Genomic DNA, 12,618 nt, shown 5'->3' on the forward strand with positions numbered 1-12,618 from the left:
GCGCTAAGGAATTGCTAAGACGAAAAAGCCCGCGCGAGGCGGGCTTTTCGTGTCGACGGTGGCGCGGACGCTTACGAGTTCCACCACATCAGCAGTTCGTGCCAGAGGCGCTTGAAGAAGCCGGCTTCCTCGACCGCGTCCAGCGCGACCAGCGGACGCTGTGCGAGCACCTTGTTGCCGAGCATCACGCGCACGGTGCCGATCTTCTGGCCCTTCGCGATCGGGCCGACGATCTGCTTCGGCACGTCCATCACCGGCTTGAGCTGCTGGTAGCGACCGCGCGGCAGCGTGACCATCATCGGCTCGGTCAGGCCCAGGCGTACTTCGTTCTCCGCGCCCTTCCACACGCGCTGCGTCGAGATCGGCTTGTTCGCGTCGTAGAGCTTGTGCGTCTCGAAGAAGCGGAAGCCCCAGTTGAGCAGCGCCTGCGAATCGTTGATGCGCTGGTCGTCCGACGGCTCGCCCATGACGACCGAGATCAGGCGCTGGTCGCCGCGCTGCGCGGATGCCATCAGGCAGAAGCCCGCCGTGGCCGTGTGGCCGGTCTTGATGCCGTCGACGGTCGCGTCGCGCCACAGCAGGCGGTTGCGATTGCTCTGCGTGATCGGGCCGACCGTGTATTCCTTGATCTTGTTGAGCGAATACGACTCCGGGAAGTCGTGGATCAGCGCGCGACCGAGCAGCGCGAGATCGTGCGCCGTCGTGTAGTGACCCTCGGCCGGCAGGCCGTCCGGATTCATCCAGTGCGTCTGCTTCAGGCCGATGCGCTTGGCGTAGGCGTTCATCAGCGACGCGAATGCGTCCTCGCTGCCGGCGATGTGTTCGGCGAGCGCGATGGCGGCGTCGTTGCCCGACTGCACCACCATGCCCTTTTCCATCTCGATCAGCGGCGCGGTCTTGTTGACCTCGAAGCCGGAGTACGAGCCCTCGGTGCCGGCGCCGCCTTTGCGCCACGCGTTCTCGGTCATCATGACCGGATCGTCGCGCTTGACCTTGCCGGCCTTGAGTTCGGCGGCGACGACGTAGCTCGTCATCACCTTGGTGATGCTCGCCGGCTCGACCTGCGTGTCGTAGTTCTCGCCCGCGAGCACGTTGCCGCTGGCGTAGTCGATCAGGATCCAGGCCTTGGCCTGCACGGTCGGCGGCGGCGGAACCGGCAGCTCGTCGATGGCCGGCGGCGGCTGGTTGTTCGGGACGGGGCCGGTCTGCGCGACGGCGAGGCCGAGCGTCAGGGTGAGACCGGCGGCGAGCAGGCCGGCGAGGCGGGCGGGGGACTTCATCAAGGTGGGACTCCGGGCCGGCGGGCGGCGATGGAACGGATTGCGGGCGGACCTTTCTCCGCGGCAGCGAAGAAAGATAAACAAAAGCGCGGGAATGCGTCGGCGACGCGGGCGAAAACCCGCGCGCCGCGGTCAGTCGTGGACGCGTTGCGCGGCGAAGCCTAGACCGCGCAGGCGCGCGGCGAGTTCCGCTTCGGCCGAGGCCGGAAGGGGGCCGACGCGCAGGCGCCAGATCGGCTGGCCCTTGGCGACGGCGTCGAACACACGCGCGTCGGCGATGCCGGCGCCGCGAAGCGTGGCCAGCGCGCGGTCGGCGTTGTCGCGGGTGGAGAAGCTCGCGACCTGCAGGGTGATGGCGCCGCTCGAGGCGACGCCGAGCGTCGCGGTCGGTGCGGAGGTGGTCGGTGCGATCGGCGCGGTCGCGGTCGACATCGGCGCGATAACCGGCGGCGCCGTGGCCGTCGGCGCAGGCGAGGTCACGGTCGTCGACACCGCCGCGTTTACGCGCGGCGTAACGCCGCTCGACGCATCCGCGGACGCCACTACGGTCGGCGTGCCGGTCGCGACATGGATGCCGCGCTCCTTCATCCACGCATCGAAGCGCTGCGTGTCGGACGCACCAGCATTCGCGGCGGTCGCATAGCGGTAATCGCGGGTCGCGACGTCGAGCGCGGTGGGCGTCGGCGGCGGAAGCGAGGGTGCGATCGGCGTCGTGGTGGTCGTGGTCGACGCGAACGTCGTGCCGGTCGCCGTATCACCCGGCTGCAGCGCTTCGACGCGCACGCGGCCCGTCCCGGCAGGATAGATGCCGAGCTTCACCGCGGCGGCGAGGCTGAGATCCATCACGCGCCCGTCGTGGAACGGGCCGCGATCGTTGATGCGGACCACCACCGACTTGCCGTTGGCGAGATTCGTGACGCGCGCGAAGCTCGGCAGCGGCAGCGTCTTGTGCGCCGCGCTGAAGGCGTACATGTCGTACACCTCCCAGTTCGACGTGCGGCGGCCGTGGAATTTCTCGCCGTAGTACGACGCCAGGCCTTCCTCGACGAAGCCGCGCGTGTCGTCGAGCACGCGGTATTCCTTGTCGAGCACGGTGTACGCGGGCTTGTTGCCGAGCTTGCTGCGCGGCAGCGACACGACCTGCGGTTCCGGGATGCAGTCGATGTCGGGGATCGCGCCGGGCACGCGGTCCTTCTCGTCCGGCCGATACAGGCCGCCGGCGACGTAGTCGCCGCGCTTGCTCACGTCTTCTTCGGCCGGCCGGTACCAGCTGCAGTCGCGGCCGGCGGGCGAGGGCGGCTTCACGATCGACGCGGTCGACGGCGAGGACGCGGGACGCGGAGCGCTCGCGCAGGCCGCGAGGCCCGCGCACAGCAGCGCGACGACGATCTTCTTCATGGGGCCGGAGGCGTGTCCGTGGCAGCGGCGGCAGGAAGCGGCGGGATATCGCGGCCGGCGATCGATTCGGCCAGCTGGTACACCGCCATCGCGTAATGCTTGGAGATGTTATAGCGGGTGATCGCGTAGAAATTGCGGAAGCCGAGCCAGTATTCGACACCGTTCGCACCGTCGAAGCGCAGCGGTACGGCGGTCGCGCCGGCCGGCACCGGCGCCAGCGGCTGGTAACCGCGCGCCTTGAGGTCGGCGATCGTGTAGATCGGATCGAGCGCATCGGGTTCGAAGGTCTGCGCCGCGGGATCGTGCGTCGCACGTACCGCCACCGGCCCACCGCGCACCCAGCCGCCCTTCTTCACGAAATAGTTGGCGATCGACGCGAACACGTCGGCCTTGCTGTCGAACAGGTCGCGACGCCCGTCGCCGTCGGCGTCCACCGCGAACTCGCGGTAGCTCGACGGCATGAACTGGCCCCAGCCCATCGCGCCGGCATAGCTGCCCTTGAGCTGGGTGATGTCCATGCCGGTTTCCTTTCCGAGCGCGAACAGCTGCGCGAGCTCGCCGCGGAAGAACTGCTCACGCTGCTCCTCGCGCGCGGCCCTGGCCGGATCGCCGGTGCGCGGGTACGCGAACGCGAGCGTGTACAGCGCATCCACCACCGGATAGCTGCCTTTGTTCGCGCCGTAGCTGGTCTCGACGCCGATGATCGCGGTGATGATCTCGGCCGGCACGCCGAAGCGCGCTTCCGCGCTGGCGAGATCGGCGCGGTTGTCGGCGAGGAACTGGCGGCCGCCGTTGATGCGCGAGTCCGTCATGAAGATCGGCCGGTAGTCGCGCCACGGCTTGGCTTCGGCCGGCCTCGACATCGCGGCGACGATCGAATCGCGGATCTGCGCGTTGGCCAGCACCGACTGGACGTACGCCGGATCGATGCCGTACTGCCGTGCAGTGTCCTGCACGAACTTCGCGCGCGCGACTTCGAACGGCACGCGCGGCGGCAGCGGCGCGGGCGTCGGAGGCAGCGTGGTCGCGGACGGTGGCGGAGTCGCCGGCTTCGGCGGCACCGCGCACGAAGCGGCGGTGAGCACGAGAGCGGCGGTGAGCGTGCGGAGGAGCGGGCGGCGAATCGTCGTCATCGTCGCGAGGTTATCACGCGATTTTCGCGCGAATCACACGTTTCAAGGCCTCTATGGCGACGGTTCAGCACGCTGGCGTCGACGCACCGCGAGCTGACCGGCCGCTGCGCCGATCGCATCGGCGATCGCGTCGAATACGTCCGCCGAGCGCGAGGCCGTGAATGCGCCTTGCGCGACCTCGATCGCGATGCCGAACACGATCACGCCGAGCAGCACATGCAGTCGACGTGTCGGAAACAGCCACGCGCCGTAACCGGCGAGCACCGCATAGCCGAGCGCATGCTCGAGCTTGTCCATGCCATCGAATGTGGGTGGCGGCAGGTCGTGCGCCGGCAACAGCGAGCCGACGGTGATGACGACGAACATCGCGATCCAGATCGCGACGAGACCCGCGCGTCGCGTCACAGGCGATGGCTCAGGTCGCCGGCCAGGAACGCCGCACCGAACTCGACATCCTTCGAAAAGCCCATCGCCTGGAAGCGCTCGCCCATTTCCCCGGGCAGCGTCAGGCGCTTCACCTCGCCCGTGCGACGCAGGCGTTCGGCGTTGTCTTCAATCTGCTCGATGCGCGACAGCACGCCAGCGAGCCCGTTTCCGAGCAGGAAGCTCGACTGCGAGCAGTAGCCGGCGAAATCGAAGCCCGCGGCGACACCGGCTTCGGCGAGCGCGGTGAAGTCCACCGACGCGGTGAGGTCCTGCAGGCCCGGCCACGCGAACGCGTCGTCGTGCATGCGGTGGCGGTAGAACGCGCGCAGCGTGCCGTCGGACCGGTCCGCCGCGTAGAACTCGCTGCGTGCGTAGCCGTAGTCGACGAACAGCATCGCGCCGCGTTTCATGCCGCCCGACACCGCCTGGATCCAGTACGGCAGTTGCGGCAGCAGTTCGGAGGTGTAGCCGTCCGGCAACGCGCGACCCATGCGCCGTTCGATGTGACGCACCGCCTGCAGCAGCATCGAATCGGCGGGACGCCACTGCGAGACGAAGCGTTCGTTCTCGACCGCGACGTACTGCTCCATCACTTCGCTGCCGTGGATGCGAAAGCGCGGCGTCGGCAACGCATCCAGCACTTCGTTCGCGAACAGCACGCCGTTCCAGTCGTGCGGGACCGGGCCGTCCACCCATTCGACGAGCTCGAACAGCATCGGATGGAGGCGCTCGAAAAGCTGCGCACGCTGGCGCTCGCGTAGCTGCGCGCTGGGCTCGAGGATGAGGTAACGCGACGGCAACGCGTCGAGTTCCATCAGGCGCATCAATGCGACCTGCGCGAACGCACCGGTGCCGCCGCCGAGTTCCAGCATCACTGCGCTCGGCCCGAGCTGCTGCAGCACCGGCGCTACCGCATCGGCGACGCAGGCCGCGAACACCGGGCCGAGTTCCGGCGCAGTCACGAAATCGCCGGCTTCGCCGAATTTCGTGGCGCCCGCGCTGTAGTAGCCGAGGCCCGGCGCGTAGAGCGCAAGCTCCATGAAGCGCGAGAACGGAATCGCTCCGCCGCTCGCCGCGATTTCCGCATCGATATGCCGCGCCAGCGTCGTGCTGTGCGCACGCGCGGCCTCGTCGGGCAGGGGCAGCTCGGACGCGGCGCGCGCGGCGGGATCGATCGGCATCGGGACACAGGACGTGGGAGACTCGCGCAGGATACGGGACGTGCGCGGAAAGGGCCGGTGATGCAGGCGACGACGAAGGGCGATGTACGCCCGGTGGTGCTGGTGACGGGCGCGGCGCGGCGCATCGGCGCGGCGATCGCGCGGTGCCTGCACGCCGCCGGATGCGACGTCGCGTTGCACTACCGCGGCTCGCGTGACGAAGCGCTCGCACTGGTCGACGAACTCGAGCGCGCGCGGCCGAACTCGGTGCTGCCGCTGCAGGCCGAGCTCGCCGATTTCGATCGCCTGCCAGAGCTCGTCGCGCACACGATCGGACGCTTCGGTCGGCTCGACGGCCTGGTCAACAACGCGTCGACCTTCCGCCAGACGCCGCTCGGCAGCGTCACGCCTGCCGACTGGGATGTCCTCTTCGCCTCGAACGCGCGCGCGCCGTTCTTCCTCGCGCAGACGGCCGCGCCGCATCTGCAGGCTTCGCGCGGCGCGATCGTCAACATCGCCGACCTCTACGCCGAGCGTCCGCTGCCGCAGCACAGCGTCTATTGCATGGCGAAGGCAGCGCTGGTGATGGCGACGAAGTCGCTCGCGCTCGAACTCGGCCCCGGCGTGCGCGTCAACGCGGTCGCGCCGGGCGCCATCCTGTGGCCGGAAGAGGGCGGCGATGCCGCAGCCCGCGACGCCATGCTCGCGCGCACGCCGCTCGGGCGCGTGGGCACGCCGGAGGAGATCGCCGAGGCCGTGCGCTGGCTGCTGTTCGACGCGCACTACTGCACCGGGCACGTCCTCGCCGTCGACGGCGGACGCACGCTCGCCGGCTGAGGCTCGACCGCGCCGACCGGCCGGCCTAGAGTCGACGCGCCCGCTCCGGATCCCGCCATGGCCGACCCGCCGATCCTCCCCGATCTCGCCTACGTCGCCCCGGGCAACGATCTGCCTCTGCACGCCGCGCGCGCCGCGGTGACGGCCTCGATCCGCGACGCGATCGCGGCGGGCCGTCGTGCCCTGCTCGTCGACTTCCACGCCTGGAGCGGGAACGAGAATCCATCGCTCGCACTGCGCATCGACAGCGTCTTCGAGTGGGCCGCGGCCGCCGAGGCGATGCCGGGCTTCGTCATGGCGCTGGTCATGCCACCCCAACTCGTCGACCCCGGACGCATCGGCTTCATCATCGGCCGCCGGTTGAGTTTCGATTTCGACGTCTTCGGCGCGGTCGACGACGCGATGGCGTGGATCGAGGCGGAACTCGCGAATGCGCCACGCCGTAACGACGACTGATCGTCGCGGTTAGACGAGGTTTACGACGTCGCCGCAGGTCGCGAATTCAGCGTGCGCGCTCCACAGTTGCGCGAGCGTATGACCGGTGCCGGGGACGACGACGTCGGGCGCGATATCGGCGAGCGGTCGCAGCACGAACGCGTGCTTGAGCTCGGGACGCGGAATGCGCAGGTTGCCGTCGCCGTCGAGCACGCGGTCGTCGAACAGCACGATGTCGATGTCGAGCGTGCGATCGGAAAAGCGCGGCCCACTGCGATCGCGACCGTGCGCGTCCTCGAGCGCGTGCAGCCAGTCGTTGAGCGCCTGCGGTTCGAGGTCGCTGTCGATGATCGCCGCGGCGTTGAGAAAGGCCGGTCCGTCGAAGCCGACCGCAGGCGTGCGGTAGATCGGCGAGACGACCACATCGCCGAAGCGCTCGCGCAACGACGCGATTGCGGCGCGCAGCTGCTTCTCCGGCTCGATGTTGCTGCCGAGGCTCAGGTACGCACGCCCGCTCATCTGCTGCGCGATCGTTCGATCATCACGCCAACCGCGCGTGCCCCGCGCACTGCGCCGGGCTTGCTGAGCTTCAGTCGCACGCGTTGCACGGAGAACTCCGCGAGCACCAGTTCGGCGACGCGCTCGGCCAGCGTTTCGACGAGGCCGAAGCCCGACTGCGATACGTAGTCGCGGATGCGCGTGCTGATCGCCTTGTAGTCGAGCGTATGCGCGATGTCGTCGTGCGCGGCGGGCACGCGGTTGTCGAAGGCCATCTCGAGGTCGAACAGCAACGGCTGGCGGATGCGGCGCTCCCAGTCGTAGATGCCGATCAGCGCCTCGATCTCGAGGCCTTCGATGAAGACGTGGTCCATGGCGGCGTTCCCGTGCGGTGCGGCGATGCTACGGACGCGCCGCGCGATGTCCACTCACGCCGTCGCGAGTTCGACCGCAGGCAGCGTCGACATGTCCCAGCGGGGCGTCACGTGCACGCCGAGATCCGCGTGCTGGCCGGCCTGCAGGCGAAGCGCGCCGGCGAACGCGATCATCGCGCCGTTGTCGGTGCACAGCACCGGCGGCGGGAAGCCGACGATCGCTCCGCGCTGCGCCGCGAGCTGGTGCAGCTTCTCGCGCAGGCGCCGGTTCGCGCCGACGCCGCCGGAAACGACGAGGCGTCGGAAGCCGGTCGCATCGAGCGCGCGCGCGCACTTGATCGCGAGCGTGTCGACCACGGCGTCCTCGAACGCACGGGCGATGTCGGCGCGGGTGGCGTCGGTCTGGTCGGAATCGCGCCAGGCCAGCAGCACCTGCGTCTTCAGGCCACTGAAGCTGAAGTCGAGACCGGGGCGGTCGGTCATCGGCCGCGCGAACTTGAACACGCCGGGCCGACCCTGTTCCGCGATCGCCGCGAGCTGCGGGCCGCCCGGATAGGGCAGCCCCATGAGCTTGGCGGTCTTGTCGAAGGCTTCGCCCGCGGCGTCGTCCAGCGTCTCGCCGAGCAGGCGATAGCGGCCGACGCCGTCGACGCCGACCAGCTGGGTGTGGCCACCGGAGACCAGCAACGCCACGAACGGCTCGGGCGCATGGCCGGCATGCAGGGCGGCACGCTGTTCGGCGTCGTCCATGAGCGGGGCGAGCAGGTGGCCTTCCATGTGGTGGACGGCGATGGCGGGCACGTCGAGCGACCAGGCGAGTGCGCGGGCGACACCGGCGCCGACCAGCAATGCGCCGACGAGGCCCGGGCCGGCGGTATAGGCGACGCCGTCGATGTCCGCAGTCGAGAGCCCCGCTTCGGCGAGCGTCTGCCGGATCAGCGGCAGCGTCTTGCGGACATGGTCGCGGCTGGCGAGCTCGGGCACGACGCCGCCATACTGCGCATGCAGCGCGATCTGGCTGTAGACGGCATGGGCGCCCAGGCCGTCGACGGTGTCGTAGACGGCGACGCCCGTTTCGTCACAGCTGGTCTCGATTCCCAGAACTTTCAACGACTTGGCCTCGGAATGCCGGTCGCGGCCGACCGCTCGGCGGACGGCGTCACGAAAAAGTGAGAGCGGCGGCTTGCGGCGCCGCGGGGCAGGCCGATATCATAGGCGGCTCGCCTGGCTCGTGCCCGGCGGTCCCTATCACCGAGATTCCGTATGCCGAGCGTCAAAGTCCGCGAAAACGAGCCTTTCGAGTTTGCCCTGCGCCGTTTCAAGCGCACCTGCGAGAAGGCCGGCGTGCTCGCCGAGACCCGCAAGCGTGAGTTCTACGAAAAGCCGACGCAGGAGCGCAAGCGCAAGGCCGCTGCGGCCGTGAAGCGTCAGGCCCGCCGTGCCTCGCGCGACGTGACCAAGCGCCAGCGCATGTACTGATCCGCGACGCCGGTTCGCCGGCGCGCGTCGATGCAGCACGAAAAGCCGACCACGCACCGCGTGGCCGGCTTTTCTGCGTTCGGGTGCCGGGAAAGAGCGCGAATCTCTCGGTCGGCCCGGCTCCTGCTGTTGAGATCACCGCCCGTGAGAGCACCGTCGAGCGAGTGCTCGTTAGCCGCGCGCTCACGGGTAAGCAGCCGGCCGGCCGCTAGCGATCGGGCATCGGCAACGCGGCAGGCACTCCACTAGTGATCGTGCGCCGCGGGTTTCACCGGCGGCGCGGCCGCCTTGGCCGGATCACGCGGGCGTTTCGGAAAATCGGGCGCCAGCTCCGCGTCTACCCGGACGGGACGCGCCCAGCGGTCGTAGGTCGCCACGACGTCGCGCTTGAGTGCATGGAAGCCCGGCGTGCCCGGGGCGACGCCCAGGTCGCGACCCAGATCGCCCCAACCGGGTGCAGGCATTGCCGAGCGCAGGTCCGCGATGTCGCGGCAGGGCCGGCCGGCCTGCTGGGCGAGGCTGCAGGCGAAGTAGACGTCGCCGGCCGACCAGCCGGGGCGGGCGAGCAGCTCCTGCACGAGCTCGCGCGGAGCGCGGTGGTAGCGCGTCATCTCGTCGACGAACGCATCCCGGTAGGTCGCGGCATAGGCGTCGATGTCGGCGAGGCGCGCGTCGACCCAGGCGTCGCCCGTGTGGCGATCGGGAGTGGCCTGTGCACCTGCGATGCCGGGCAGCAGCAGGCAGGCGAGCAGCAGGGCGGCGGGACTCTTCATCGGGGTTCTCGACATGGCGCGGGCCGATCATGCGCGCGCGCTGGCGGGTCTGCCAGTCGCGCACGAAAAACGCCACGGCCCGAAGGCCGTGGCGCGTGGACACTTCGATCGTGCGAACGACTCAGTCGTCGCGACCACGCCAGCGGCGGTCGTCATAGCCGTAGCCGCGACGGTCGTAACGCGCATCGTAGTACTCGACCTTGCACTTGCCGTTCTTGTTGCACTTCATCCGCTGCTGGCCCTGCGACTGGTTGTAGTAGCCGTAGGCGCGGCCGTAAGGCGGCGAGGTGCGGTACTGGGTGTTGTAGCCGTTGTAAGCGTTGTAGCCATTGTTGACCACGCGGTAGTACACCGGACGGCCGTACTGGTCACGACGCATCACGAGGCGGTCGTCGGCGCTGTAGTCGCCGTAGCGGTAGTACGGCTGGTTGCCCTGGAACACCACGTCCGCGATGTTGACGATGGCCTGCGTGAGGTCGTTCATCGACTGCGCCTTCGCAGGCGCGGGCGTCAGCGAGGCGACGCCGAGCGTCGCGGCAAGCACGGCAGGTGCGACCCAACGGGTAAGAGCCATGGAATCCTCCACTCGTCCCGCACCGTGCGGGACCTGGGATCGACCATGCGCTCCCCGGAATGAATCCCTATTTAATTTCCGCGATGCGCCGGATCCGGCTCAGGTCGCGTTCCCGTTCCGGTCATGCCGCGTTCGATCTCGTCAAGCACATCGTACAGGCCGTTCGCGTGGGCGAGCGTGCGCATGCGCGACGGTTCGGCGACGTCCGCCTCGCGCTCGTGCACCCAGGTGAGGTGATACGGGATATGCACGCCGTAACCGCCGAGCCGCACGACCGGCGCGATATCCGAACGCAGTGCATTGCCGACCATCGCGAACTGCGACGCGTCGATGCCGAATTCCTCGAGCAGCCGCGAATACGTGCCGACGTCCTTCTCGCTGACGATCTCGATGCGATGGAAGAGATCGGCCAGACCGGAGTCGCGCACCTTCGCTTCCTGATGGAACAGGTCGCCCTTGGTGATGAGCACGACGGGCCACCGCGACGCCACGCGTTCGACCGCCTCGCGGATGCCGGGAAGCAGTTCGACCGGATGCTGCAGCATCGACTGCGCGAGCTGCACGATGCGATGGATGTCGGTCGCGGCGATGCGCGCGTCGGTGATCTCGATGGCGGTTTCGATCATCGAAAGCGCCATGCCTTTCACGCCGTAGCCGAACACCGCGATGTTGCGCTTCTCCACCGCGTAGAGGCGCTGGTGCAGCGCATCGCCGCGCAGGTCGACGTAGGGCGCGACGATCGATTCGAACGTCGTCTGCGCCTGCGCGAAATAGTCTTCGCTCCGCCACAGCGTGTCGTCGCCGTCGAAGCCGATCATCTTGAGCGTCATGTGCGAAGTATCGCAGACAGCCCTCACGCGACCTGTACCGGCTGCGGGCCACGCTGCGGCGAACGGCGCGCCGGGCGCGCAGAGCAGGGAGCCGCGATGAAGATCCGCCACGTCTACAGCACCACCGACCTCGACATGGCCCGCGCCGCGATGAACGCCGCGCGTCACGCCGGCATCGGCGAGGAGTGCCTGATGCTCGTCGCGCGTTCGGACATCGAACTCGATGCGATCCCGAACGAGCACAAGGAAGCCGACAGCGATGCGATTCCCGGCGCCATCAAGGGCATGGCCGCGGGTGCAGGCACCGGCCTACTCCTCGGCCTGATCGCGGTCGTCTTCACGCCGTTGGGCATCACGCTCGCGGGCGCGGGCATCGCCGCGCTGGCGGGTGCGGGCATCGGCGGTTTCGCGTCCGCACTGTTCGGCTCCGCGCTACCGGACCCGGTGCGACAGAAATTCCACGACGAAATCGCCGCCGGCCGAATCCTGCTGGTCACCGACTGCGACGACGCGACGCAGCGCGTCGCCGGCCCGGCGATCGAAGCCACCGGCGCCAAGCCGCTGCCGTTCGAGCACGCGACCGGCACGCTGCGCTGATCAGCCGCTGCAGGCGCGTAGCAGCACGTTGACCACGACGGTCAGCACGATGGAGATGATCAGGCTCGGCAGGCAGCCGACAAGACGGACGCGTGGAGGCATTCGATGCGTAAGGCGCGATGGGCCGGCGATGCTGGCCATCGCGCGGTGAACGCATCGTCGCCCCGCCGCCGGGGCCGCACGCTTCCACGGGCGTTCTATCGCCGCGATCCGCGCATCGTCGCGGTCGAACTGCTCAACAAGGTGCTGGTGCGCGACGACGGCCGCCGCGGCCGCATCGTCGAGACCGAGGCCTACTGCGGCGCCGAGGATCCGGCCGCGCATAGCTACCGCGGACAGACGCCGCGTAACGCCACCATGTTCGGCCCGCCCGGCCGGCTGTATGTCTACTTCACCTACGGCATGCACTGGTGCTGCAACCCGGTGTGCGGCGAAGCGGGCGAGGGCGTGGCCGTGCTGCTGCGCGCGCTGCAGCCGCTCGATGGCCTGCCGCTGATGCGCGAAGCGCGTCCGAGCGCTCGGAGCGATCGCGACCTCTGCCGTGGCCCCGCGCGCCTGTGCCAGGCCTTCGGCATCACCGGCGCGCAGGATGGCGTCGACCTCGTCACGGGCAGCGGCGGACTGCGAATCGTGGACGACGGCACGCTTCCTCCGGAACGCCCCGTAACCGGCGGCCGAATCGGCATTCGTCACGCCGTCGATTCACCCTGGCGGTGGTACGTTCCTTGCAGCCCATTCGTTTCGAAAACCTGAAACCGTCACGACCGTCCGTTCAAGCGTCGAACGCGTCGGCCGATATGACGGCAGGGAGGATTGCCCTCCCG

General features: G+C 69.1%; 16 protein-coding genes. 5 read left to right on the top strand and 11 right to left on the bottom strand.

Annotated features, from left to right (window positions below; translation table 11 throughout):
* Positions 1–71: 71 nt before the first annotated feature.
* The 5 genes from EVS83_RS07455 to EVS83_RS07475 all read right to left on the bottom strand — a co-directional run bounded on the left by EVS83_RS07455 (position 72) and on the right by EVS83_RS07475 (position 5,418).
* Complete coding sequence (locus EVS83_RS07455) at positions 72–1,280, bottom strand: D-alanyl-D-alanine carboxypeptidase family protein (protein WP_133500413.1); 1,209 nt, start codon at positions 1,278–1,280, stop codon at positions 72–74.
* A gap of 132 nt (positions 1,281–1,412) precedes the next feature.
* Positions 1,413–2,678 carry a septal ring lytic transglycosylase RlpA family protein gene (locus EVS83_RS07460; RefSeq protein ID WP_133500414.1) on the bottom strand — a complete coding sequence of 422 codons (1,266 nt, stop codon included), beginning with the start codon at positions 2,676–2,678 and terminating at the stop codon, positions 1,413–1,415.
* A complete protein-coding gene (mltB, locus tag EVS83_RS07465; protein WP_133500415.1) occupies positions 2,675–3,811 on the bottom strand; it encodes a lytic murein transglycosylase B in 1,137 nt (378 codons plus the stop codon). Before mltB ends, EVS83_RS07460 begins: the two co-directional genes overlap by 4 nt.
* A gap of 51 nt (positions 3,812–3,862) precedes the next feature.
* Positions 3,863–4,216: a VanZ family protein gene (locus tag EVS83_RS07470; protein ID WP_133500416.1), complete on the bottom strand. Its 354-nt coding sequence runs from the start codon at positions 4,214–4,216 to the stop codon at positions 3,863–3,865.
* Positions 4,213–5,418 (bottom strand): class I SAM-dependent methyltransferase, encoded by a 1,206-nt coding sequence (locus EVS83_RS07475; protein ID WP_133500417.1) that lies wholly within the window; start codon positions 5,416–5,418, stop codon positions 4,213–4,215. The genes EVS83_RS07470 and EVS83_RS07475 overlap by 4 nt, the downstream gene beginning before the upstream one ends.
* 60 nt (positions 5,419–5,478) lie before the next feature.
* On the opposite strand from EVS83_RS07475, the gene EVS83_RS07480 reads away from it, so the two are divergent.
* Both EVS83_RS07480 and EVS83_RS07485 read left to right on the top strand, forming a co-directional pair.
* Complete coding sequence (locus EVS83_RS07480; RefSeq protein WP_133500418.1) at positions 5,479–6,234, top strand: pteridine reductase; 756 nt, start codon at positions 5,479–5,481, stop codon at positions 6,232–6,234.
* A gap of 57 nt (positions 6,235–6,291) precedes the next feature.
* A complete protein-coding gene (locus EVS83_RS07485) occupies positions 6,292–6,690 on the top strand; it encodes a hypothetical protein (protein ID WP_133500419.1) in 399 nt (132 codons plus the stop codon).
* Between the two features lie 9 nt (positions 6,691–6,699).
* Here the strand turns inward: EVS83_RS07485 and folK are convergent, their stop codons facing one another.
* The 3 genes from folK to tsaD are packed head-to-tail and all read right to left on the bottom strand — an operon-like array spanning position 6,700 to position 8,651.
* Positions 6,700–7,188, bottom strand: a complete 489-nt coding sequence (gene folK, locus EVS83_RS07490; protein WP_133500420.1) for a 2-amino-4-hydroxy-6-hydroxymethyldihydropteridine diphosphokinase — start codon at positions 7,186–7,188, stop codon at positions 6,700–6,702.
* Positions 7,185–7,541 carry a dihydroneopterin aldolase gene (gene folB, locus EVS83_RS07495; RefSeq protein WP_133500421.1) on the bottom strand — a complete coding sequence of 119 codons (357 nt, stop codon included), beginning with the start codon at positions 7,539–7,541 and terminating at the stop codon, positions 7,185–7,187. Before folB ends, folK begins: the two co-directional genes overlap by 4 nt.
* Positions 7,542–7,595: 54 nt before the next feature.
* Complete coding sequence (tsaD, locus tag EVS83_RS07500) at positions 7,596–8,651, bottom strand: tRNA (adenosine(37)-N6)-threonylcarbamoyltransferase complex transferase subunit TsaD (protein WP_133500422.1); 1,056 nt, start codon at positions 8,649–8,651, stop codon at positions 7,596–7,598.
* 153 nt (positions 8,652–8,804) lie between these two features.
* Between tsaD and rpsU the strand changes: the two genes are divergently transcribed.
* Entirely contained in the window at positions 8,805–9,020 is a 216-nt protein-coding gene (gene rpsU / locus EVS83_RS07505) for a 30S ribosomal protein S21 (protein ID WP_133500423.1), read from the top strand.
* A gap of 245 nt (positions 9,021–9,265) precedes the next feature.
* Here rpsU and EVS83_RS07510 read toward each other — a convergent pair whose 3' ends face one another.
* The 3 genes from EVS83_RS07510 to EVS83_RS07520 form a co-directional block, all read right to left on the bottom strand.
* Positions 9,266–9,793 (bottom strand): hypothetical protein, encoded by a 528-nt coding sequence (locus EVS83_RS07510; RefSeq protein WP_133500424.1) that lies wholly within the window; start codon positions 9,791–9,793, stop codon positions 9,266–9,268.
* A gap of 121 nt (positions 9,794–9,914) precedes the next feature.
* Entirely contained in the window at positions 9,915–10,367 is a 453-nt protein-coding gene (locus EVS83_RS07515) for a hypothetical protein (protein ID WP_133500425.1), read from the bottom strand.
* Between the two features lie 71 nt (positions 10,368–10,438).
* Positions 10,439–11,224 carry an HAD family hydrolase gene (locus EVS83_RS07520; protein ID WP_425456075.1) on the bottom strand — a complete coding sequence of 262 codons (786 nt, stop codon included), beginning with the start codon at positions 11,222–11,224 and terminating at the stop codon, positions 10,439–10,441.
* 69 nt (positions 11,225–11,293) lie between these two features.
* Between EVS83_RS07520 and EVS83_RS07525 the strand changes: the two genes are divergently transcribed.
* Both EVS83_RS07525 and EVS83_RS07530 read left to right on the top strand, forming a co-directional pair.
* Positions 11,294–11,794, top strand: a complete 501-nt coding sequence (locus EVS83_RS07525; protein WP_133500427.1) for a hypothetical protein — start codon at positions 11,294–11,296, stop codon at positions 11,792–11,794.
* A 147-nt stretch (positions 11,795–11,941) separates the two neighbouring features.
* Entirely contained in the window at positions 11,942–12,547 is a 606-nt protein-coding gene (locus tag EVS83_RS07530) for a DNA-3-methyladenine glycosylase (protein ID WP_246022816.1), read from the top strand.
* Positions 12,548–12,618 lie beyond the last annotated feature (71 nt).

Source organism: Cognatilysobacter terrigena, from assembly GCF_004361065.1.
In the GTDB taxonomy this organism is placed as follows: Bacteria; Pseudomonadota; Gammaproteobacteria; order Xanthomonadales; family Xanthomonadaceae; genus Cognatilysobacter; species Cognatilysobacter terrigena.

Coding starts and splice junctions, on each gene's coding strand:
- EVS83_RS07455 (WP_133500413.1), bottom strand. CDS start 1,280: ATGAAGTCCCCCGCCCGCCTCGCCGGCCTGCTCGCCGCCGGTCTCACC.
- EVS83_RS07460 (WP_133500414.1), bottom strand. CDS start 2,678: ATGAAGAAGATCGTCGTCGCGCTGCTGTGCGCGGGCCTCGCGGCCTGC.
- mltB (WP_133500415.1), bottom strand. CDS start 3,811: ATGACGACGATTCGCCGCCCGCTCCTCCGCACGCTCACCGCCGCTCTC.
- EVS83_RS07475 (WP_133500417.1), bottom strand. CDS start 5,418: ATGCCGATCGATCCCGCCGCGCGCGCCGCGTCCGAGCTGCCCCTGCCC.
- EVS83_RS07480 (WP_133500418.1), top strand. CDS start 5,479: ATGCAGGCGACGACGAAGGGCGATGTACGCCCGGTGGTGCTGGTGACG.
- EVS83_RS07485 (WP_133500419.1), top strand. CDS start 6,292: ATGGCCGACCCGCCGATCCTCCCCGATCTCGCCTACGTCGCCCCGGGC.
- folK (WP_133500420.1), bottom strand. CDS start 7,188: ATGAGCGGGCGTGCGTACCTGAGCCTCGGCAGCAACATCGAGCCGGAG.
- folB (WP_133500421.1), bottom strand. CDS start 7,541: ATGGACCACGTCTTCATCGAAGGCCTCGAGATCGAGGCGCTGATCGGC.
- rpsU (WP_133500423.1), top strand. CDS start 8,805: ATGCCGAGCGTCAAAGTCCGCGAAAACGAGCCTTTCGAGTTTGCCCTG.
- EVS83_RS07510 (WP_133500424.1), bottom strand. CDS start 9,793: ATGAAGAGTCCCGCCGCCCTGCTGCTCGCCTGCCTGCTGCTGCCCGGC.
- EVS83_RS07515 (WP_133500425.1), bottom strand. CDS start 10,367: ATGGCTCTTACCCGTTGGGTCGCACCTGCCGTGCTTGCCGCGACGCTC.
- EVS83_RS07525 (WP_133500427.1), top strand. CDS start 11,294: ATGAAGATCCGCCACGTCTACAGCACCACCGACCTCGACATGGCCCGC.